The organism is Synechococcus sp. CCAP 1479/10, assembly GCF_019038515.1.
Classification (GTDB): Bacteria; Cyanobacteriota; Cyanobacteriia; order PCC-6307; family Cyanobiaceae; genus Cyanobium.
Genome location: NZ_JAFKRJ010000022.1, coordinates 22465 through 43002, shown reverse-complemented (window position 1 = coordinate 43002; position 20538 = coordinate 22465). Strand labels below are relative to the sequence as shown.

At 66.7% G+C, this 20538-nt stretch carries 23 protein-coding genes; 11 read left to right on the top strand and 12 right to left on the bottom strand.

All coding sequences use genetic code 11. The features are described 5' to 3' along the window. Positions 1 to 8 precede the first annotated feature (8 nt). Positions 9 to 626, bottom strand: a complete 618-nt coding sequence (folK, locus tag KUG39_RS06100) for a 2-amino-4-hydroxy-6-hydroxymethyldihydropteridine diphosphokinase (RefSeq protein WP_216913591.1) — start codon at positions 624 to 626, stop codon at positions 9 to 11. A gap of 4 nt (positions 627 to 630) precedes the next feature. Further along, entirely contained in the window at positions 631 to 978 is a 348-nt protein-coding gene (locus tag KUG39_RS06095) for a DOPA 4,5-dioxygenase family protein (RefSeq protein WP_094584372.1), read from the bottom strand. A 107-nt stretch (positions 979 to 1085) separates the two neighbouring features. Here KUG39_RS06095 and bchD point away from each other — a divergent pair, with 107 nt between their 5' ends. Then, positions 1086 to 3191 carry a magnesium chelatase ATPase subunit D gene (bchD, locus tag KUG39_RS06090; protein WP_216913589.1) on the top strand — a complete coding sequence of 702 codons (2106 nt, stop codon included), beginning with the start codon at positions 1086 to 1088 and terminating at the stop codon, positions 3189 to 3191. Here the strand turns inward: bchD and KUG39_RS06085 are convergent. Further along, positions 3178 to 4200 (bottom strand): MlaD family protein, encoded by a 1023-nt coding sequence (locus KUG39_RS06085; protein WP_216913587.1) that lies wholly within the window; start codon positions 4198 to 4200, stop codon positions 3178 to 3180. The genes bchD and KUG39_RS06085 overlap by 14 nt on opposite strands. Before the next feature lie 4 nt (positions 4201 to 4204). Further along, the gene (locus KUG39_RS06080; RefSeq protein ID WP_190611451.1) at positions 4205 to 4963 is read right to left on the bottom strand and encodes an ABC transporter ATP-binding protein; all 759 of its coding nucleotides are present in this window, start codon (positions 4961 to 4963) and stop codon (positions 4205 to 4207) included. Between the two features lie 272 nt (positions 4964 to 5235). On the opposite strand from KUG39_RS06080, the gene KUG39_RS06075 reads away from it, so the two are divergent. The 3 genes from KUG39_RS06075 (at position 5236) to KUG39_RS06065 (ending at position 9008) form a co-directional block, all read left to right on the top strand. Beyond that, positions 5236 to 6552 (top strand): gluconeogenesis factor YvcK family protein, encoded by a 1317-nt coding sequence (locus KUG39_RS06075; RefSeq protein WP_094584469.1) that lies wholly within the window; start codon positions 5236 to 5238, stop codon positions 6550 to 6552. Positions 6553 to 7107: 555 nt separating this feature from the next. Continuing rightward, complete coding sequence (locus KUG39_RS06070; RefSeq protein ID WP_216913657.1) at positions 7108 to 7650, top strand: FkbM family methyltransferase; 543 nt, start codon at positions 7108 to 7110, stop codon at positions 7648 to 7650. Positions 7651 to 8033: 383 nt separating this feature from the next. Further along, positions 8034 to 9008, top strand: a complete 975-nt coding sequence (locus KUG39_RS06065) for an FkbM family methyltransferase (protein WP_216913584.1) — start codon at positions 8034 to 8036, stop codon at positions 9006 to 9008. A gap of 282 nt (positions 9009 to 9290) precedes the next feature. On the opposite strand, the gene KUG39_RS06060 is transcribed toward KUG39_RS06065, so the two are convergent. Next, positions 9291 to 10112: a glycosyltransferase gene (locus KUG39_RS06060; protein WP_216913582.1), complete on the bottom strand. Its 822-nt coding sequence runs from the start codon at positions 10110 to 10112 to the stop codon at positions 9291 to 9293. A 238-nt stretch (positions 10113 to 10350) separates the two neighbouring features. Between KUG39_RS06060 and KUG39_RS06055 the strand changes: the two genes are divergently transcribed. Further along, the gene (locus tag KUG39_RS06055; RefSeq protein WP_199297098.1) at positions 10351 to 11451 is read left to right on the top strand and encodes a glycosyltransferase WbsX family protein; all 1101 of its coding nucleotides are present in this window, start codon (positions 10351 to 10353) and stop codon (positions 11449 to 11451) included. 6 nt (positions 11452 to 11457) lie between these two features. Here the strand turns inward: KUG39_RS06055 and KUG39_RS06050 are convergent, their stop codons facing one another. Genes KUG39_RS06050 through ndhC form a run of 3 tightly spaced genes read right to left on the bottom strand, consistent with a single transcriptional unit; the run spans position 11458 to position 13187 of the window. After that, positions 11458 to 12063, bottom strand: a complete 606-nt coding sequence (locus KUG39_RS06050) for an NAD(P)H-quinone oxidoreductase subunit J (RefSeq protein ID WP_094584365.1) — start codon at positions 12061 to 12063, stop codon at positions 11458 to 11460. Continuing rightward, positions 12056 to 12811 (bottom strand): NADH-quinone oxidoreductase subunit NuoB, encoded by a 756-nt coding sequence (gene nuoB / locus KUG39_RS06045; RefSeq protein WP_216913580.1) that lies wholly within the window; start codon positions 12809 to 12811, stop codon positions 12056 to 12058. The genes KUG39_RS06050 and nuoB overlap by 8 nt, the downstream gene beginning before the upstream one ends. Positions 12812 to 12824: 13 nt before the next feature. Continuing rightward, the gene (gene ndhC, locus KUG39_RS06040; protein ID WP_015109697.1) at positions 12825 to 13187 is read right to left on the bottom strand and encodes a photosynthetic/respiratory NAD(P)H-quinone oxidoreductase subunit C; all 363 of its coding nucleotides are present in this window, start codon (positions 13185 to 13187) and stop codon (positions 12825 to 12827) included. Between the two features lie 143 nt (positions 13188 to 13330). Here ndhC and KUG39_RS06035 point away from each other — a divergent pair, with 143 nt between their 5' ends. From KUG39_RS06035 to KUG39_RS06010, 6 genes are all read left to right on the top strand, one after another. Beyond that, entirely contained in the window at positions 13331 to 13741 is a 411-nt protein-coding gene (locus KUG39_RS06035; RefSeq protein WP_094584363.1) for a rubredoxin, read from the top strand. Beyond that, entirely contained in the window at positions 13741 to 14781 is a 1041-nt protein-coding gene (locus KUG39_RS06030; RefSeq protein WP_190611185.1) for a photosynthesis system II assembly factor Ycf48, read from the top strand. The genes KUG39_RS06035 and KUG39_RS06030 overlap by 1 nt, the downstream gene beginning before the upstream one ends. A gap of 99 nt (positions 14782 to 14880) precedes the next feature. After that, on the top strand, positions 14881 to 15135 hold the full coding sequence (psbE, locus tag KUG39_RS06025; RefSeq protein WP_015109700.1) for a cytochrome b559 subunit alpha: 255 nt from the start codon (positions 14881 to 14883) through the stop codon (positions 15133 to 15135). After that, positions 15132 to 15269 carry a cytochrome b559 subunit beta gene (gene psbF / locus KUG39_RS06020; protein ID WP_015109701.1) on the top strand — a complete coding sequence of 46 codons (138 nt, stop codon included), beginning with the start codon at positions 15132 to 15134 and terminating at the stop codon, positions 15267 to 15269. Before psbE ends, psbF begins: the two co-directional genes overlap by 4 nt. A gap of 7 nt (positions 15270 to 15276) precedes the next feature. Beyond that, positions 15277 to 15396, top strand: a complete 120-nt coding sequence (gene psbL / locus KUG39_RS06015) for a photosystem II reaction center protein PsbL (RefSeq protein WP_015109702.1) — start codon at positions 15277 to 15279, stop codon at positions 15394 to 15396. Between the two features lie 18 nt (positions 15397 to 15414). Beyond that, positions 15415 to 15615, top strand: coding sequence for a photosystem II reaction center protein J (locus tag KUG39_RS06010; RefSeq protein ID WP_015109703.1), 201 nt, complete (start codon positions 15415 to 15417; stop codon positions 15613 to 15615). A gap of 118 nt (positions 15616 to 15733) precedes the next feature. Here KUG39_RS06010 and hisS read toward each other — a convergent pair whose 3' ends face one another. From hisS to KUG39_RS05990, 4 genes are read right to left on the bottom strand one after another with little or no spacing between them, the layout of a single operon-like run. Next, the gene (gene hisS / locus KUG39_RS06005; RefSeq protein ID WP_216913578.1) at positions 15734 to 17035 is read right to left on the bottom strand and encodes a histidine--tRNA ligase; all 1302 of its coding nucleotides are present in this window, start codon (positions 17033 to 17035) and stop codon (positions 15734 to 15736) included. A gap of 45 nt (positions 17036 to 17080) precedes the next feature. After that, the gene (locus KUG39_RS06000; protein ID WP_216913576.1) at positions 17081 to 18109 is read right to left on the bottom strand and encodes an NAD-dependent epimerase; all 1029 of its coding nucleotides are present in this window, start codon (positions 18107 to 18109) and stop codon (positions 17081 to 17083) included. Next, positions 18106 to 19047: a UDP-glucuronic acid decarboxylase family protein gene (locus KUG39_RS05995; RefSeq protein ID WP_094584359.1), complete on the bottom strand. Its 942-nt coding sequence runs from the start codon at positions 19045 to 19047 to the stop codon at positions 18106 to 18108. The genes KUG39_RS06000 and KUG39_RS05995 overlap by 4 nt, the downstream gene beginning before the upstream one ends. Continuing rightward, entirely contained in the window at positions 19048 to 20460 is a 1413-nt protein-coding gene (locus KUG39_RS05990) for a nucleotide sugar dehydrogenase (protein WP_094584358.1), read from the bottom strand. It abuts the gene before it with no gap. Positions 20461 to 20538: the final 78 nt, after the last annotated feature.

The following is a 20538-nucleotide window of genomic DNA, read 5'->3' as shown; positions in this document are numbered from 1 at the left end:
GGCGCGGTTCAGGGACCTTCCGGCCAGCCCGTCGTTCCAGGCAGCACCTGGGGGGGCGGCTCCAGGGCGGCCCGCGGCAGGGCCGCCAGGCCTGCGGAGGCCGTGCGGGGGGTACCGGCGGTCGCCAGGGGAAGGGGAAGGTCCGGATCGATCGCCGCCAGCGGGGCCAGCACGAAGGCTCGCTCCCCCAGGCGCGGGTGGGGCAGCACCAGCTCCGGGCCTGGGCAGGCCATGGCCCCGCACCAGAGCAGGTCGAGGTCGAGACGGCGGGGTCCCCAGCGCTCGCGGCGCTCCCGGCCGAACGCCGCCTCCAGCTGCAGAAGCCGCGCCAGCAGCGCCAGCGGATCGGGCCAGGTCCCGTTGGCCCCCTGGCCGGGGCCCTGCCGAGCCAGCAGGACCGCGTTGAGGTACGGCGGCTGTCCCGGCGGCCCCCCCACCGGCGGGGTGCGGAACCGGGGCGACCAGCTCAGCTGCAGGGGGGCCGCCGCCCAGGCCCGCAGCTCGGCCTCCAGCCGCGGCCGCACGGCCGTGAAGGTGGCGACGGGATCACCGAGGTTGGCCCCGATGGCGATGGCCAGGCTGGACGCAGAGGGGCCAGACGGTGGTGGAGCCGGGGTGGGAGGCATCGGCTCAGCCGCCGAAGACCGCCAGGTTGAGGAGGACGGGCTCCCCCAGCCAGGCGGCATGGTCGGTGTGATCGGCCAGATCATGGCCGGTGATGCCATGCACCAGCACCGTGAGGCCGCCGCGGTGGGTCTCGAGCCAGGGGATCAGGGCCTCGAAGTCCGCCTGGCTGAAGCTGATCTGGCAGCTGCCGACCGGATGGGGTCCCACCGGCTCGAGGTGGAGACGGCCCACCGGCAGGCCGAAACGGGCTCCGGCGGCCCCACAGAGGGCGCCGGCCTGCGCCGCTTCAGCGGCGCCGAAATAGACGTGGGCGTGGTAGCGCTCGTGAACGTTGGTGGGACGGCGGGTCATCGGCGGCCGACCGGGGCCTGACACCCAGGCAGGGTATCGGGGTCAGAGGGCCGCCACCCGCCGCCACCCGGTCGGCGAGACTGGCCAACCCACCCAGCCACTGCCCCATGGTCGTCAGCGGGTCCCCTGCCGCGCCCGCCGGTGCCGCGCCCACCGGCAGCTTTCCGCTGGCCGCCATCACCGGCCACGGCACCCTGAAGCTGGCCCTGCTGCTGGCGGCCGTGGACCCCGGCCTGGGCGGCGTGGTGATCGCCGGCGGCCGCGGCACCGGCAAGTCGGTGCTGGCCCGGGGGCTCCATGCCCTGCTGCCGCCGATCGACGTCATCGATCTGGCCGATGGTCCGGGGCTGCGGCAGGCCGATCCCTCCAGGCCCGACGAGTGGGATGGGGCCACCCGGCGCCGCATCACCGAACTGGGCGGTGATGCCAGCGGCACCGATCCAGGCGCCCTGCTGCCCACCCGGGTGATTCCAGCCCCCTTCATCCAGGTGCCCCTGGGCGTCACCGAAGACCGGTTGATCGGTTCGGTGGACGTGGCCGCCTCCCTGACGGCCGGGGCGCCGGTGTTCCAGCCCGGGCTGCTGGCGGAGGCCCACCGGGGCGTGCTGTACGTCGACGAGCTCAACCTGCTGGATGACGGCATCACCAACCTGCTGCTGGCGGCGGTGGGCTCCGGCGAAAACCGCATCGAACGGGAGGGGCTGAGCCTGTCGCACCCCTGCCGCTGCCTGCTGATCGCCACCTACAACCCGGAAGAGGGGGCGGTGCGCGACCACCTGCTCGACCGCTTCGCCATCGCCCTGTCGGCCAACCAGCTGCTCGACACCGACCAGCGGGTGGCGATCACCCGTTCGGCCCTCGACCACGGCGCCTCCAGCAGCGCCTTCGGCGCCCGCTTTCAGGAGGAGACCGAAGCCCTGGCCACCCAGCTGCTGCTGGCCCGCCAGTGGCTGCCGGATGTGGCCATCGACCGCGAGCAGATCCGCTACCTGGTCACCGAAGCGATCCGCGGCGGCGTCGAGGGGCACCGGGCCGAGCTCTACGCCGTGCGGGTGGCCCGGGCCCATGCGGCGCTCTCCGGCCGGGACCGGGTGGACGCAGACGATCTGCAGGTGGCGGTGCGCCTGGTGATCGCCCCGCGGGCCCTGCAGCTGCCGCCCCCGGATCCCGACCAGCCCATGGAGCCGCCGCCACCGCCCCAGGGGGAGCAGCCCCCCGAGGAACCGGAGCCGCCGGAGCAGGAGCCTGAGAGTGAGGAGCCTGAGGATCAGGACGACGACGACCAGGACGACAGCCCCGAAGACCAGGCCCCGCCCCAGATCCCGGAGGAATTCCTGCTGGATCCGGAGGCCACCGCCATCGACCCCGACCTGCTGGTGTTCGCCTCGGCGAAAGCCAAGAGCGGCGGCAGCGGCAGCCGGGCGGTGGTGTTCAGCGACAGCCGCGGCCGCTACGTGAAACCGATGCTGCCCCGGGGCCCCGTGCGCCGCATCGCCATCGACGCCACCCTGCGGGCTGCCGCGCCTTACCAGAAGGCCCGCCGCGCCAGGGAGCCGCACCGCAAGGTGATCGTGGAGGAGGGGGACCTGCGGGCCAAGCAGCTGCAGCGCAAGGCGGGAGCCCTGGTGATCTTCCTGGTGGATGCCAGCGGCTCGATGGCCCTGAACCGGATGCAGAGCGCCAAGGGGGCCGTGATCCGCCTGCTCACCGAGGCCTACGAAAACCGGGATGAGGTGGCCCTGATCACCTTCCGCGGCGAGCAGGCCGAGGTGCTGCTGCCGCCCACCCGCTCGATCACCGCCGCCCGCCGCCGACTGGAGTCGATGCCCTGCGGCGGCGGCTCACCCCTGGCCCACGGCCTCGCCCAGGCGGCCCGGGTGGGGGCGAACGCCCTGGCCACCGGCGATCTGGGCCAGGTGGTGGTGGTGGCCATCACCGACGGCCGCGGCAATGTGCCCCTGAGCCGTTCCCTGGGCCAGCCGGTGCTGGAGGGGGAGGAACCGGTGGACCTCAAGGAGGAGCTGCGGCAGGTGGCGAGCCGCTACCAGAGCCTCGGCCTGCGGCTGCTGGTGATCGACACCGAGCGGAAGTTCATCGGCAGCGGCATGGGCAAGGAGCTGGCCGAGGCGGCCGGCGGCCGCTACGTGCAGCTGCCCAAGGCGAGCGACCAGGCCATCGCCGCCATCGCCCTGGAGGCGATCAACGGTTTCTGACGGTGGGGGCGAGCCGGTCCTGGGCGGCCTCGCGGGCGGCCCTGGCCTCCTGCTGGCGTGCATCCTGGCGGGCCTTGCGGTCACGCGCCGCATCCACCTCTGCGGGGTAGAGCTCCTCGAAGAAACGGCCCAGGCCGATCGAGACGCTGCGAATGCCGTCGAGGAACTTGGGATCACCCGTGAGCTTGCTCACGTCGCCGCCGACGGCCGACCAGCGGTCGGTCAGCTGCTTGGCGTTGGTGAGGGTGGCCTGCAGGTCAGCCACGGTCTTGGGGTTGTCCAGTGCCGCCGCCAGGTTGCCAACGTGCTTGGAGGCCCGGGCGGCATCGGCACTGGCGAGGTTGAGGTTGCTCAGGATCGGGTCCACCTTGCCCGCCGAACGGTTCAGCTGGGTGACCAGCACCTGGGCATCGCGTAGGAACACCTGGCCGCTCTTGGTGAGCAGCTCGGTCTCCCTGGCGGTCTTGGAGAAGGCGGCCGTGGCCGCCACCATCTGCTGAACGAGCTGTTCCTTTTCCGCCTGGTCGAGCAGACCCTGGACGGTCTCGGTGACGGTGTCGAGGCTGGCCGCGGCGACACCGGTCACCTTGCCGCCGTTGCAGACCATGCGCGTGTTGTCGCAGCCCCGCTCCCGAGGGCCGGGCAGGCTGGCCGGCAGGGGGGGACCGCCGGCCAGCAGGGACACCTGGGCATCTCCTCCCAGCAGGGAGGCATTGCCGACCCGGGCCACCAGGGGCCGGGCCAGACGCAGGCGTGGGTCGGTGATCTCCAGCTCGGCCACCACGGCCGCGTCGGTGACGGTGACCCGGCGCACGCTGCCGACCAGCACCCCGCGGAAGGTGACCGGAGAACGGTCGGCCAGACCGGCGGCGTCGGCGAAGCTGGCGCGGATCGTCCAGGTGTTCCCTCTCAGGGAGATCCCCCGCAGCCAGAACCACAGACCCAGCCCGCTGGCGATCGCCGCCAGCAGAGAAAATCCAACCAGGGCTTCACGGACACTCCGGCGCATGGGCTCAGTTCTCGGCCGGCTGCATCGGTCCGTGCAGACTACCGCTCCGAAACTGCACCACATAGGGATTGGTGCTCACGCGGAAGTCCTCGACCGAGCCGATCCAGCGGAAGCGGCCGTCGTAGAGGAGGGCCACTCGCTCGGCGCAGCGGTCGATCGTGCTCATCACGTGGCTGACCACCAGGGTGGAGGCGTGGACGATGCGGGAGGTGCGCACGATCAGGTCCTCGATGCGGGTGCAGGCCACCGGGTCCAGACCGGCCGTCGGTTCGTCGAAGAGCAGCAGGGGGGTGCGGGCCGAGGCCAGGGTGGGGTCGTCGATCAGGGCGCGGGCGAAGCTCACCCGCTTCTGCATGCCGCCGCTGAGCTCGCCCGGCATGCGATCGGCGATGCCCGCCAGCCCCACGGCCTGCAGGGCCTGGTCCACCCGTTCGGCGATCTCCCGCTCCCCCAGGCCGCTGAAGCGGTAAAGCAGGAAGCCGACGTTCTCGCGTACCGACAGCGAGGCCAGCAGGGCCGGGTTCTGGAACACCAGGCGCACGTCCGGAGGGTGGCGCTGGTCCAGGCGCAGGTAGGTCTGGGGTTCTCCGTGGATGCGCAGCAGCCCATCGGTGGGCAGTTGCAGCCCGGCCAGCAGCCGCAGCAGGGTGGATTTGCCCGAGCCCGAGGGGCCCACCACCACCAGCCGCTCGCCCGGGGTGAGGCTGAGGTCGACGCGGTCGAGGACCATGTTGGATCCCCAGCGCATGCTGAGGTTCTCCATCTGGGCCACCGGCGGGATGGCCGGGGGAACTTTCAGCGCGAGTTGACTGAGGGCCAAGGAACCACGGCGAGGGGGCCCCGGAGGCCCGGCTCCCATCCTGCCGGTTCAGGACGGGCTTTTCATCCGTACAGTTCGGGTGGTCTGTGCCGCGTCGCCACGCCCTGCCCTTGACGGTTCGAGGCTCCGCTGCGAACGCCCGCCGGCGCCGGGGCGGTTCCCGCCCGGGGCGCCCCCGCTGGGTGGGCCGCGGCGACCTGCGTCAGCAGGACCTGATGAGCCGCTCGCGGCGGGCGGCCCGCTGGCTGCAGCCGGGCCTGGTGGTGAAGCGCTGGATGATCACCTCGGGCCTGGGCCTGGTGATCGCCCTGCTGGGGGCGGCGGTATGGGCCGACCTGCAGCCGATCTACTGGACCCTCGAGACGATCCGCTGGGGGCTCAATCGCCTCACCCAGGTGATGCCCAGGGGGATCACCGGCCCACTGGTGCTGCTGATCGGCGCCGCCATGGTCTGGCTCGGCCAGAGCCGCAGCTTCGGCGCCATCCAGCAGGCCCTGGCTCCGGAGAAGGACACCCTGCTGGTGGATGCCCTGCTGGCCCAGCGGCGCCTGAACCGCGGCCCCACCATCGTGGCCATCGGCGGCGGCACGGGGCTGGCCACCCTGCTGAGCGGCCTGAAGCGCTACAGCAGCAACCTCACCGCGATCGTCACGGTGGCCGATGACGGCGGCAGCAGCGGCGTGCTGCGGCGGGAGCTGGGGGTGCAGCCCCCCGGCGACATCCGCAACTGCCTGGCGGCCCTGGCACGGGAGGAGCCCCTGCTCACCCGCCTGTTCCAATACCGCTTCAAGGCCGGCAGCGGCCTGGAGGGCCACAGCTTCGGCAACCTGTTCCTGAGTGCCCTGACGGCGATCACGGGCAGTCTGGAATCGGCGATCATCGCCAGCAGCCGGGTGCTGGCGGTGCAGGGGCAGGTGGTGCCTGCCACCAACGCCGACGTGCGCTTGTGGGCGGAGCTGGAGAACGGCGAGCGGATCGAGGGGGAATCCCAGATCGGCCACGCCCCCTGTCCGATCGTGCGCCTGGGCTGCACGCCGGAGCGGCCGCCGGCCCTGCCGCGGGCCCTGGAAGCGATCGCCAACGCGGAACTGATCGTGCTGGGGCCGGGGAGTCTCTACACCTCCCTGCTGCCCAACCTGCTGGTGCCGGAGCTGGTGAGCGCCATCAGCGCCAGCAAGGCGCCGCGGCTCTACATCTGCAACCTGATGACCCAGCCCGGCGAGACCGACGGCCTGGACGTCGGCGGCCACCTGCGGGCGATCGAAGCCCAGCTGGCGAGCCTGGGGGTGGAGCAGCGCCTGTTCACGGCCGTGCTGGCCCAGGAGGAACTGGACGACTCCAGCCTGCTGGACGTCTACCGGTTGCGGGGCGCCGAACCGGTGACGTGCGAGGCCTCCGTCCTCAGGGATCAGGGCTATGAGGTGATCCTGGCGCCCCTGCAGGGGGCCCGTCCCAGCGCCACCCTGCGCCATGAACCACGCAGCGTGGCCAAGGAGGTGATCCGGTTCTACCGCAAGCACAAAAGGGATTGAAAGTTGAACGTCGATGAGCGCTGCAGCCGCTGATCCCTAGGTCCATGGCCCCAAAGGGTTGTCCAACAGCAGCGTGGTGGCCGAAAACGACCTGAGGATTGGGACGCAGGAGAATCGCAGGCCCATGACCTGCAGGGCAGCCACACAAAAACGAGAATTCTGTGGGGAGTTCACATTTCGGCCAACCCATGGCGCGCCTGCCAGCAAAAGATAAATCGAGCTTTAGCAGCGATTCCACCCCTGAAGGCCAGATCGAACGCACTCGCCTCAGACATCAGGCATTGCGGGCGATAGGTGCCACAGCAATGCTACGGGGTCCTGTCGCGACAAGGGAACGGCCCCTTCAACGCCCTTACAGGGCCTCAAGCCGATAAAGTCAAGAGCAGCGCTGGTGAAGTTACTGAGGAAAGACAATGATCATCACAGCACTTCGATCAATCCTGAGCCCACTTCGAAAAATGCCATCAGGCCTGGACGACTTCCCAAAGAAGGTTTCGGGCATCATTCACCGGCGCAAATACCGGGCAAGAGCGCAATCTCTACGCCAAGTAAGACCTGAAAGTCGCCTGGGTTGAGCCGATCCCCGAAATCTTCAGACAACTTCAGAAGAATACTGAAGAGCCTACGAAGCAGAAAGCCATCAACGCCTTGATCACAGACGTCGATGGCAAGGAGTATGTGTTTCACATTTCTAACAACAGTGGGGAGTCCTCCTCCATTCTCGACCTACATCTTCATAGGGACATTGGGCCTGAAGTCGACTACTCAACCACGATTCGCCTGAAGAGCACAACCCTTCCATCCCTGCTCAAAGTGCATCAACTGGATGAAAGAGATTACCAAGCACTGATCATGGACACCCAGGGATCAGAGTTGCTTGTCCTCAAGCGAGCCATTCCAGTACTGAAAGATTTTCTATTCATCAAGACAGAAGTCCCAGATTTTGAGGCCTACACTGGCTGCTGCCAACTAAAGGACATGAACGCCTTCATGTCGCAGCTTGGATACAAAGAATACCGTCGATCGAGATTCGCTCGACGCGCACAACGAGGAAGCTACTACAACATCGTTTACAAGGCCCGCAGGTTTACCCGCTGACACGATGGCAGCAGATAAATGTCCAGGGGCAAACAAGTACGATCGGGTCAACTTCACTGCAGGCCGAAAGACGCCTATGGCGAGATTGGCCATGCAGGATGAGGGCTCGCCAGCCAACCAGATCCTGCATCGGCCAAGCCAGAAGGTACAAGCTGACACTGCCGATGCTCAAGGACATTGTCCACCCGGGTTTCCATGGGCAACACTTATGGACAGCGGGAGCGAGAAGTTCAGGGATTTACCTGTTAGGATAATCTCAATTTGACTGAGGTCTTGAGGTGCCAGTCGCCAAGCTTATGTCATGGGGCATGTCCTAAACAATGCCTTCATCGCGGACTAAAGAAGAGCAAGAGCTCGCGAAGAGGATCAGAGACATCCTGATCATGAAGCCCAAGCGATGCCCATACCCCCTGATCAGAATCGGAGGCGATGAAGATGGAGCGTATCTGATTCCTGACGATCTTCAAGGAATCAAAGCCTGCTTCTCTCCAGGAGTGAACAATACAAAGAGTTTCGAAGATGAATTGGCAATAACATACGGGATCGTCTGCCACCTTTGTGATTACACCAGCGACTTGGAAGCCCTGGAGACGCCACTCGTTGAGTTCATGCAGACATTCAAAAAGAAATGGCTGGACATAGACCATGGCAAAGACAGCATCAACCTTGACGAATGGGTTGAAGAAGAATGTCCAGACCCGGAAGGCGATCTTCTCCTTCAAATGGACATTGAAGGCGCCGAGTACAGGAATCTTCTTGCCTGCAAGCAAAGCACACTGAACCGCTTCAGGATCATTGCGATTGAGCTGCATAGACTTGATTCAGCCAATGATCCAGAAGAGTTTGAAAACGAGCTTGGCCCATTGCTCAGAAGGCTCGACAACAGTCACATCTGCGTCCATGCCCATCCCAACAACTGCTGCGGTGAAGTAACTATTGAAGGCTCAGGTCTTGTCATACCGCGAGTCATCGAACTCACCTTTCTCAGGCGCGATCGCTTGAACCAGGGTCAGCCAGGCGCCTCCTACCAGCCACTGCTGCCGCAGCCCTTGGACCTCGACAGAAACGTGAAAGAGTTGCCGCCTCTGCTGTTAGAGGGAGATTGGGTCGACGAAAAGAGCTTTGAAGCTGAAACTCCCGCTGGAATCAGCACCTGGAAGAAAGTCGCTTTGCTATCACAAAAGCTGGATCACGCCCTTCGACAGCTCAATGAGGCCAACAAGCTATTCGAATACAAGCAAGAGTCCGCAAAGCGCAGGATTGAATACCTGGAGAAGCGCCTCGGCGAACTTGAGCGTCCCATCAAGATCTATCTTGGCATCAAAAGAATACTCAAGCCTGGAAAGAGTCGTGAATAAGGGAACTGGATCGGCCCAGTCAGCTTCTGCAGGTTAGGCGCACTGCAGGCCGGCCCTTCGGGCCTGCCGGATCAACAACCGATCACCTTGGGGTGGCTGTGTCCAATCGCCTCTCTTCGAAGCACTTGTCCGAGCCCATGGCTTCTGCCAAGCTGAGCGGTGCACATGGACAGGAATGGACAGATTCAACTCAAGCGGCAAGCCACGCTTCAACCCATCCACTTCGTAACGCCACAGCAGGATCCCTAGGGGTCATTCGTTGCGCTGACGGTCCCGCTCGCGTTAGCTTCTGGAAGCAGATTCACGCGTGGATTCCGGAAATAAGGCAGCAACTTTGCAGTATACAAGCGTAATCAAGGCAAGGATCATTGGGCGCTTCCGCTTCCAATAGCCCCACGTCAAGGCCAAGGCGCCATAAAACCCATCTGCTTTCATGGAGGATGAAGTCCCCCCTCCCAAAAAGACAGAGATCGTCAATGGGATGTATCCGTACCCCCCACGCGTCCAGGCTCGTATGTTGTAGTCCCAATCGGCAGTCACCTGGAAGTCCGGGTTATAGAGCGGTCGACCACCGCGTGCATGGCAGCCTCGGTAGAAGATGGCTTGATGACAGATATTGCGCCTCAGCAGCTTCGCCAGATTGAATTCACCATCGTAGATGGCCCCACCTTTTGCCCAACCTGCATCACCGTCAATCAAGACATTCCCATAGTATGCCTGCCTCCAAAAGCAAAGCCTGGATGCATGGATATGCTGCCTGACGATCCTCAGCACAGATGGGTCGGCCAGCCGATCATCATGACCAAGGAACAAGACCCAAGCCCCCGTAGATTGAGCCAAAGCCATATTCATGGCTGGATAGATGCCACCGGCCTCGAGATCCTGCATGTAACGAACATGGGCAGACTCTCCGACCAGCCGTTTGACATCGTCGCTGCGGGCCGAGAGTGAGTCAATGACAATGATTTCCCAGTCTGAGAAGTTCTGCTTATAGACACTCTCCAAGCACCTCGCGAAGCGATCAAGCTGGGGATTGTATGTAGGGATAACAATGCTGAAGAAAGGTGCATGCGTCATGCCCATGGACGAGGGAACCAGCGCCACAGACAGCCTCAGCCGGGGAACTCAATCGTACACGGCGAAGAATAGTCTGTGCCAGTGAATGCCTTGCTATCGGCATGGCCTTGCCCACGGAGACAGATCTTTTCCGTCGGCTCTATCATTTTCTCAGGCAAGAGTCCATTCACAAGCCTGCAGGCCTCAGAACTCCATGGGATCAACCATCTGATGGCCCATGGGAGTTTCCAAGACTAGGATCCGTCCATCGGACTCGCGTGCAGCAGTGCCCTTACCCAAGGCCATCGCCTTCTATCTTCCCCAGTACCACCCGATTCCTGAAAACGATGCCTGGTGGGGAAAAGGCTTCACAGAATGGCGCAACGTAGCCAAGGCACGTTCCCTGTTCCGCCATCATTACCAACCCCATCTGCCGGCGGATCTTGGCTTCTACGACCTTCGCCTGCCGGAAGCGCGCCAGGCCCAGGCGGAACTGGCCCAGGCGTTCGGAATCCACGGCTTCTGCTACTACCACTACTGGTTCAATGGCCGCAGGGTCCTGCAACGGCCCTTCGAAGACGTGCTGGCTTCAGGGGAGCCTGACTTTCCCTTCTGCCTCTGCTGGGCCAATGAAAACTGGACCCGGCGCTGGGACGGGTCCGATGATGAGATTCTTCTTGAGCAGATCTACAGCGAGCAGGACGATCGCGATCACCTGATGTCCTTGTTGGCAGCCTTCAGGGATCCCCGCTACATCAGGATCGAAGGCAAACCGCTGTTTCTGGTCTACCGCACCAGCGCCCTGCCCCAGCCGGCCCGAACGGCCGAAATCTGGCGTTCGATCGCCCATGACCATGGCCTTGGAGATCTCTATCTCGTTTCCGTTGAATCGAAAGAGGAGGAGATCAACAACCCCCAAAGCTTCGGCTTTGATGCCGCCGTGGAATTTCAGCCCTGCTGGCCGATGCTGGGTACGCTGCCCTCGCAGACTCCCAGCCTTCGTGAAACGATCAAGGGGATCATCAAGAATGAGTCTCCAGGCAAGAAGATCCACCGGGTCATCGACTACGAGAAGGTCTGCCAAGCCGCCCTTGCCAGGCCAGCTCCCCCCTATCCCCGCTTTCCCTGTGTCACCCCCTCCTGGGACAACACGGCTCGCCGCCGCTGGGGGGGCATCATCCTCCAGGATGGGACACCGGAGCGCTACGGCCACTGGCTCAGGCAGACAGTGGAACGCCTCCCTGACTACGCTCTTCCTGAACCGGTCGTCTTCATCAACGCCTGGAACGAGTGGGCCGAAGGCAACCACCTGGAACCCGATCAGCGCTGGGGAACCCGCTACCTCAAAGAAACGCTCGCTGCGCTCAGCGGCACAGACGCTCCATAGAGGGGTTCAATAGGCATCCTGCATCTCATAGAAATCAGGCTGCACATAGTCCTTGCGCAGCGGGTAGCCCTTCCAGTCCTCGGGCATCAGCAGCCGCTTGGGATGGGGATGGCCCTCGTAGGAGATGCCGTACATGTCGAAGGTTTCGCGCTCCTGCCAGTCCGCACCGCGGAACAGGCCATAGAGGCTGGGGATCGAGAGGGCACCGTCCCGGGGCAGGAACACCTTGAGACGCACTTCCTCCGGACGCGCATCGGCCGGCAGGGGGCCGGTGGCTTCGGCCATGGCCGAAAACTGATCGACCATGGAGGCCAACTTGACCAGGTGGTAGAAGCTCACCAGCCGGCCCCCCGGTCCCTCGTCGTAGCCCCCCTGGCACTGGAGATAATCAAAGCCGGCCGCCTTCAGGGCCGTGGCCACCAGCGGCAGGGCCGCAGGCTCCACCCCGAGCAGTTCGACACCCGAGTGGTCCGGGCCCAGGGCGACGGCATCGAAACCCTGGCCGCTCAGCCAGGTGGCCACAGGGCCAGGGGCGGCGGCCTGGAGGGCACCGGCATCGGCGGATTCCTTGGCGTCCGAGGCGCCGGGGGTGACGGGGGACTCCTCAGGCATCGGTGGTGGAGGCGGGGGTGGCAGGGACGGTGGCAGTGTCAGCGGCGGCGCCCATCGGCAGACCGGCGGCGGCGGCCAGGGCGGCCTGCTGGGTTTCGGCCCGCAGGTAGGCCCCGGTGACGATCGGGTCGATCCGCTTCATCTGGTGGGGGATCGTGCAGTAGCGGTGGGTGGGTCGCAGGTTGCCACGCTCGGCCAGGGCTTCGTTGCCGACCTTCTTGCGCAGCTTGATCACCGCATCGAAGATCGCTTCGGGGCGGGGCGGGCAGCCGGGCAGGTAGAGATCGACGGGGATCAGCTTGTCGACCCCGCGCACCGCCGTGGTGGAGTCGGCGGAGAACATGCCGCCGGTGATGGTGCAGGCCCCCATGGCGATCACGTACTTGGGCTCCGGCATCTGCTCATAGAGCCGCACCAGCGCCGGCCCCATCTTCATCGTCACGGTGCCGGCCACGATCAGCAGGTCGGCCTGACGGGGGCTGGAGCGGGGCACCAGGCCGAAGCGGTCGAAGTCGAAGCGGGAGCCGATCAGGGCCGCAAACTCGATGAAGCAGCAGGCCGTGCCGTAGAGCAGCGGCCAGAGGCTGCTGAGCCGGGCCCAGTTGTGGAGGTCGTCGAGGCTGGTGAGAATGATGTTCTCGGACAGGTCGGCGGTGACGCCGGGGGCGCCCACGGGGCCGCAGCTGGCCTCGCGCATATCGCGCAGGGCATCGACGGAGAGGGAGCCGGCAGGGGGTGTGAGGGTCATGGTGGGGAGGTGCTCAGCTCCACTCGAGGGCGCCCTTGCGCCAGGCGTACGCCAAGGCCAGCACCAAGATGGAGATGAAGATCAGAGCCTCGATGAAGGCCAGCAGCCCGAGCCGGTGGAAGGCCACCGCCCAGGGATAGAGGAACACGGTCTCGACATCGAAGATGACGAAGACCAGGGCGAACATGTAGTAGCGGATATTGAACTGGATCCAGGCCCCGCCGATCGGTTCCATGCCCGATTCGTAGGTGAGCTGACGCTCCCCCTGGCGGCTCTTGGGCGCCAGCAGCTTGTTGGCCACCAGCGCCAGCACCGGAACCGCCGCCGAGATCAGCAGGAAGCCCAGAAAGGCGTCGTAGCCGGAGAGCACAAACATCGGCGGACCCAACCTGGCGCGCATTCTGCCACCTGCTTCCGGGGGCGGGGGTCGCCGCGACGACCGGCGCGGCCGGATGGCCGGAGCAGCCGCGGGCCCCGGGGTCGCCGTCGATAGAGTTCCCACGTATGGCCATGCACGGGATGAGCACGGAACCGCCGACGGAGACACCCACCGAAGAGGTCCCCACCGGGCCCGCCGGGGCCGTCAGCGAGGCGGCCGAAACCGTCGCCGAGGATCCATCCAGCCACCGCTTCGAGTGCCGCAGCTGCGGCTTCGTCTATGACCCGGCCGAGGGGGTGAAGAAGCTGGGGATCCCCTCCGGCACCTCCTTTCTCGACCTCGACCCGGTCGGTTTCCGCTGCCCGGTCTGCCGCAGCCGGGTGGGGGCCTTCAAGGACATCGGCCCACGCAACAAGCCCAGTGGCTTCGAGGAGAACCTCAACTTCGGCCTGGGGGTGAACCGCCTCACCCCCGGTCAGAAGAACGTCCTGATCTTCGGGGGGTTCGCCCTCGCCTTCGCTTTCTTCCTCTCTCTCTATTCCCTGCGTTGATGCCTGCGCCCCTTCCCGCCCTGCCGGCCTTGCTCCGCCCGCTGCGGCCCCTGCTCAGCCTGGCGATCTCGCTCGTGCTCGCCCTCGGCCTCACGGGCTGCGTCACCACCGGATTGCCCACCGCCGCCGCCAGCCCCTGGCAGGCGGTCCCCCTGGACACCCGCTCCAACCCCCTCGACGTGGCCTTCAGCAGCGCCGACCACGGGTTCCTGGTGGGCAGCAACCGGCTGATCATGGAAACCGACGACGCTGGCGCCAGCTGGCAGGAACGGGCCCTCGACCTGCCGGAGGAGGAGAACTTCCGGCTGATCAGCATCGACTTCAACGGCCCTGAGGGCTGGATCGTGGGCCAGCCCGGCCTGCTGCTGCACAGCGACGATGCCGGCAGCAGCTGGAGCCGGCTGCTGCTCGACACCAAGCTGCCCGGCGAGCCCTACCTGGTGACGGCCCTGGGGCCGAAGACCGCCGAGCTGGCCACCAACGTCGGTGCCGTCTACCGCACCACCGATGCCGGTTCCAGCTGGCAGGCCCTGGTGGGGGATGCCGCCGGCGCCATCCGCGACCTGCGCCGCAGCGCCGAGGGCGACTACGTCAGCGTCAGCAGCCTGGGGAACTTCTTCGCCACCTGGGAACCGGGCCTGCCCGCCTGGCAGGTGCACCAGCGGGTCAGCAGCCAGCGGCTGCAGTCGATGGGCTTCCAGCCCGACGGCCACCTCTGGATGGTGGCCCGGGGCGCCCAGCTGCGTTTCGACGGCGACCCGAGCACCGCCGAGAGCACCGAGAGCGGCGACTGGAGCAAGCCCGTGATCCCGATCACCAACGGCTATGGCTACCTCGACATGGCCTGGGACCCCCGGGGCGCCGTGTGGACCGGCGGCGGCAACGGCACCCTGCTGGTGAGCAACGATGCCGGCGCCAGCTGGCAGCGGGATCCGGTGGGCACTGAGCAGCCCACCAACTTCTCCCGGATCGTCTTCTCCCCCGATGGCAAGGGCTTCGTCCTGGGGGAGCGGGGCGTGCTGCTGCGCTGGGTGGGCTGAGGGCGGGGGGCAACTGCATCCCTCTGTAACCAACCCACCGCCCGGCTGGCGGAGCCCCCCGATCGACCCCTAGGATCTCCTGGCTGAACGCTTGTTGCTATGGCTGCCGGCTCCACAGGGGAACGCCCGTTCTTCGAGATCATCACAAGCATCCGCTACTGGGTCATCCATGCGGTGACCCTGCCGGCCATCTTCCTGGCGGGCTTTCTGTTCGTGTCGACCGGCCTGGCCTACGACGCCTTCGGCACGCCCCGTCCCGATGCCTACTTCCAGGCCCAGGAAACCAAGGCTCCCGTTGTGAGTCAGCGTTACGAGGGCAAGAGCAGCCTTGATCTGCGCCTCCAGGAACCATGACCCAGTCCACCGCCCCCACCACGCCGCGCAACTATCCGATCTTCACGGTGCGCTGGCTTTCCGTCCACGCCCTCGGCATTCCCACGGTCTTCTTCCTGGGTGCCCTGGCGGCCATGCAGTTCGTCCGTCGCTGAGACATCCATGCAGCGCAATCCCAACCCCAACAACCTGCCGGTCGAGCTGAACCGCACCAGCCTCTATCTGGGCCTGCTGTTCGTGTTCGTCATCGGCATCCTCTTCTCCAGCTACTTCTTCAACTGATCGGGAGGCACCCCATCCATGAGCGGCAAGAAATCCTCACTTCCTGACGGCCGGATCCCCGACCGCCTTCCCGACGGCCGCCCGGCCGTGGCCTGGAAGAGCCGGTGGACCGAAGGGGTCCTGCCGCTCTGGATGGTCGCCACCGCCGGTGGCATGGCCGTGATCTTTGTGGTCGGTCTGTTCTTCTACGGCTCCTATGTGGGTGTCGGTTCGGCCTGATGGGACGGTGGCCAGCGCGCTGCCCCCAGTGACCCATCCAGCGGATCCCCAGGGATCCGCTTTTTGTTGGCCATGATCCTGTTGCCATGGTTGAGGCCGTGGGCTCCAGCGGGGCGGTTCATCCCTGGCGACGCAGCTCCTCCGGCGGCAGGGCCAGAAACGCCTCCCGGCTCAGGACCCGATCCCCTGTTCCAGCCTCGCTGGCCAGGGGCATCAGCCGCACCTGGCCGGCCCCGGCTTCCTCATCGCCCAGCAGCAGGGCCCAGCGGGCGCCGCTCCTGCGGGCCCGCTTGAGCTGTTTGTCGAACCCAGCGCCGCTGAGATCCAGCTGCACCGCCAGCGGAGCCCCAGGGCGCTGGCGACAGCACCTGGCGAGCTCCAGGGCGCAGGCCTCTCCCAGGGCCCCCCGGTTCACCACATAGAGGTCGGGTTGGGCGGCCGTCACTGGAGCCTGGGTGCCCGCTTCCATCGCCTGGCTGAGCAGCAGCACCAGCCTCTCCATGCCCAGGGCCCAGCCGATGGCCGGCGTGGGGGGCCCGCCCAGCTGCTCCACCAGGCCGTCGTAGCGACCGCCGCCGCACACCGTCGCCTGCGCCCCGAGCTGGCTGCTGGTGATCTCGAAGGCGGTGTGGCCGTAATAATCAAGCCCCCGCACCAACCGCGGATTCAGCTCGAACGGGATGGCGAGCGCCTCCAGGCCCTGGCGCACCCTTAGAAAGCGTTCATGGCTCTCGCCGCTGAGGGCATCGGCCAGGGTGGGGGCGCCGGCCAGCAGGGCCTGGGTGTCGGGGTTCTTGGAATCGAGCACCCGCAGGGGGTTGGTGGCGATCCGCTGCTGCGAATCGGGATCCAGGCGCTCCCGGTGGGCCTCCAGCCAGGCCACCAGTTCGGCCCGATAGCGCTGCCGGTCCTCGGGACTGCCGAGGGAGTTGAGCTCCAGGGACAGGCCCCCCACCCCCAGATCCATCAGCAGATCCCAGGCGATGGCGATGGCCTCGACGTCGCTGCGGGGATCGCCGTGGCCGAGGAACTCCAGGCCGATCTGGTGGAACTGCCGCTGCCGGCCGGCCTGGGGCCTCTCGTAGCGGAACATCGGCCCGCCGTACCAGAGCCGCTGGGGTCCCTGGGCCACCAGGCCATGCTGGATCGCGGCCCGCACCACCGAGGCGGTGCCCTCGGGCCGCAGGGTGCAGCTGCGGGCGCCGCGGTCCTCGAAGCTGTACATCTCCTTGCCCACCACGTCGGTGGCCTCGCCGATGCCCCGGGCGAACAGCTCGGTCACCTCGAGCAGGGGCGTGCGGATCTCCTCGACGGCGGCCCGACGGAAGTGCTCCCGGGCGGTGGCTTCGATCCGCTGCCAGAAGGGGGTCTGACCGGGCAGCAGGTCGACCATGCCCCGCAGACTCTGGAGCGGTTTCAAGACGGTGCGGATCGACAGCGACCCATTGTGCCCGAAGGGGTCGGCTCAGACGCCGTGGAAGGAGCGGTACCAGGCGGCGAACTGCCCGATCCCGGTTTCGATCGCCGTGGAGGGACGGAACCCCACCCAGGACTCCAGGGCGGTGGTGTCGGCGGCGGTGGCCGGCACGTCCCCGGGCTGCATGGGCTGCAGATCCCGGATCGCCGGACGGCCGAGGGCCTGCTCGAGCAGGTCGATGAACCGCAGCAGGGGCACGGGCCGGGCATTGCCGATGTTGAAGACCCGGTGGGGGGCGGCGGCCGTGGCGGGGTCGGGATGCAGGGGATCGAAGGCCGGATCCGCCGTGGCGGGCTTGTCGAGGCAGCGGATCACCCCTTCGACGATGTCGTCGATGTAGGTGAAATCCCGCTCCATGCGGCCGTGGTTGAACACCCGGATCGGATCGCCGGCCAGGATCGCGCGGGCGAACAGCATCGGCGCCATGTCGGGCCGGCCCCAGGGGCCATAGACGGTGAAGAAGCGCAGGCCGGTGGCCGGCAGACCGTAGAGGTGGCTGTAGGTGTGGGCCATCAGTTCATTGGCCTTCTTGGTGGCCGCATACAGGCTCACCGGGTGGTTCACCGGGTCCTGCTCGCGGAAGGGCATGTGGCGATTGCCGCCGTAGATCGAGCTGCTGGAGGCATACACCAGATGCTCCACACCCGCGTGGCGACAGCCTTCGAGCACCGTGCCGAACCCCACCAGGTTGCTCTGGATGTAGAGCGCCGGGTTGTCGATCGAGTGCCGCACCCCGGCCTGGGCGGCCAGATGCAGCACCCGGGCGGGCCGCTCGGCGGCGAACAGGGCCGCCACCGCTTCGGCGTCCACCAGATCGAGGGGATGGAAGGCGAAGGCGCCCGCCGGAGCCAGGGCCTCCAGCCGCTCCAGACGGGCCCGCTTCAGGGCCGGGTCGTAGTAGGCGTTGAGATTGTCGAGCCCCACCACCCGCTCGCCCCGGGCCAGCAACCGCTCGGCCGCCGCCGCGCCGATGAAGCCGGCGACCCCGGTGACGAGGATCGGCCCTTTCGCGGTCAACGGCCCGCCCGCACCCGTTCCCGGAAGTAGGCGATGGTGGGCTCCAGTCCCTCGTCCAGGCTCACCTTCGGCTCCCAGCCGAGCAGCTCACGGGCCAGGTCGATCACGGGCTGGCGCTGCAGGGGATCGTCCTGGGGCAGGGGCTGGGTGGTGAGCTCCAGGGAGGGCTGGATCCGCTCGCGGACCTTCTCGGCCAGCTGGCGGATGGTGAACTCACCGGGGTTGCCGATGTTGATCGGGCCGGTGTGCTCGCCGTTCATCAGCCGGATCATGCCCTCGATCAGGTCATCCACGTAGCAGAAGGAGCGGGTCTGGCTGCCGTCGCCATAGAGGGTGAGGGGCAGACCCTGCAGGGCCTGGACAATGAAGTTGCTCACCACCCGACCGTCGTCGGGGAGCATCCGGGGCCCGTAGGTGTTGAAGATCCGCATCACACGGATCTCGGTGCCGTGCATGCGCTGGTAATCGAAGCAGAGCGTCTCGGCGATCCGCTTGCCTTCGTCGTAGCAGGAGCGGATGCCGATGGTGTTGACGCAGCCCCGGTAGCTCTCGGGCTGGGGATGGACCTCCGGATCGCCGTAGACCTCGCTGGTGCTGGCCAGCAGCAGCCGGGCGCCGACGCGACGCGCCAGGCCGAGCATGTTGTAGGTGCCGAGGAAGCTGGTCTTGGCCGTCTTGATCGGGTTCGACTGGTAATGCACGGGCGACGCCGGGCAGGCGAGATGCCAGATGCGGTCGATCTCCAGGCGGATCGGCTCGGTGACGTCGTGGCGGATCAGCTCGAACTGGGGGTGACCCAGCCAGTGGCGGATGTTGTCCTTGCGACCGGTGTAGAAGTTGTCGAGGCAGATCACCTCCTCGCCAGCCTCCATCAGCCGGTCGACCAGATGGGAACCGAGGAAGCCGGCCCCGCCCGTGATCAGATTGCGCCGCGTCACTCAGCCCTCACCCACCCGCCAGACGTTAAGACCCGCCGCCCGGGCGGCAGCGGCATCGGCGATGGCCCTGGCGTCGAACAGCCAGGCCGGGCGACGCATCTGGGCCGCGATCGCCCCCCAGTCGAGCCGAGCGTAGTCGCGCCACTCGGTGAGGATCACCACGGCATCGGCGCCGGCGGCGGCCTCCAGGGGCGATCCCGCCGTCTGCCAGCCGCCGTCGGCCGGCGAGGGGGGCTGGCCGAGGTCCTCGGCGATCTGGGCGGCTGACACCTTGGGATCCACGATCACCAGGCGAGCCCCCTCCTCGATCAGGTCCTGGCAGATGCGGATGGCCGGCGCCTCCCGGGTGTCGTTGGTGTCCGCCTTGAAGGCGAAGCCCAGCACCGCCAGCCGCTTGCCGGTGACGGTGCCGAACAGGCGCTGGACCACCAGCCGGGCGATGCGGTCCTGCTGCCAGGTGTTGAGGGTCACCACCTGCTCCCAGTAGCCCGCCACCTCCTCCAGCCCGTAGTGGCGGCAGAGGTACACCAGGTTGAGGATGTCCTTCTGGAAGCAGCTGCCGCCGAAGCCGGGTCCGGCCTGAAGGAACCTGGCACCGATCCTGGAATCGGTGCCGATGGCGCGGCCCACCTCGCGCACGTCGGCCCCGGTGGCTTCGCACAGGGCGGCAATGCTGTTGATCGAGGAGATCCTCTGGGCCAGATAGGCGTTGGCGGTGAGCTTGGACAGCTCGCTGCTCCAGAGATTGGTGCGCAGGATCCGCTCCTGGGGCACCCAGGTGCCGTAGATCCCGGCCAGGGATTCAATCGCTGCGGGGTCTTCGCCGCCGATCAGCACCCGGTCGGGGGCCTCGAGGTCGGCGACCGCCGTGCCCTCGGCCAGGAATTCAGGATTGGAGAGCACCGCAAAGGTCTTGGCTTGCCTGCGATCGCCCTCCGGGCGGTTCTGCTGGGCGGCCCCCAGGATCGCCTTCACGGTCTCGGCGGTGCGCACCGGCAGGGTGCTCTTCTCCACCACGATCGTGTGGCCCCGGGCGGAGGCGGCCACCTGGCGGGCCGAGGCCTCGATCCAGCGCAGGTCGCTGGCCTGGCCGGCCCCCACGCCCTTGGTCTTGGTGGGGGTGTTCACCGAGAGAAACACCATGTCGGCGGCGGCGATGGCCGCATCGACCTCGGTGGTGAAGTGGAGGTTGCGCCCCCTGGCCCGGCCCACCACCGCATCGAGCCCGGGTTCGTACACCGGCAGCCGGCCCAGATCCGGATCATTCCAGGCGGCGATCCGCTCGGCATTGAGGTCGACCACCGTGACCTGAATCCCGGGGCAACGATCGGCGATCACCGCCATCGTCGGTCCCCCCACATAACCCGCTCCGATGCAACAGATGGTGCGAATCGGCGGATGGGCCGGGTCCATGGGGGATGGCAGTGCTGCGGGGACATTACCGCCATTGCCCGGCTTTGGCCGTGGCCGGGCGATGGCGGGGGGCGTCTC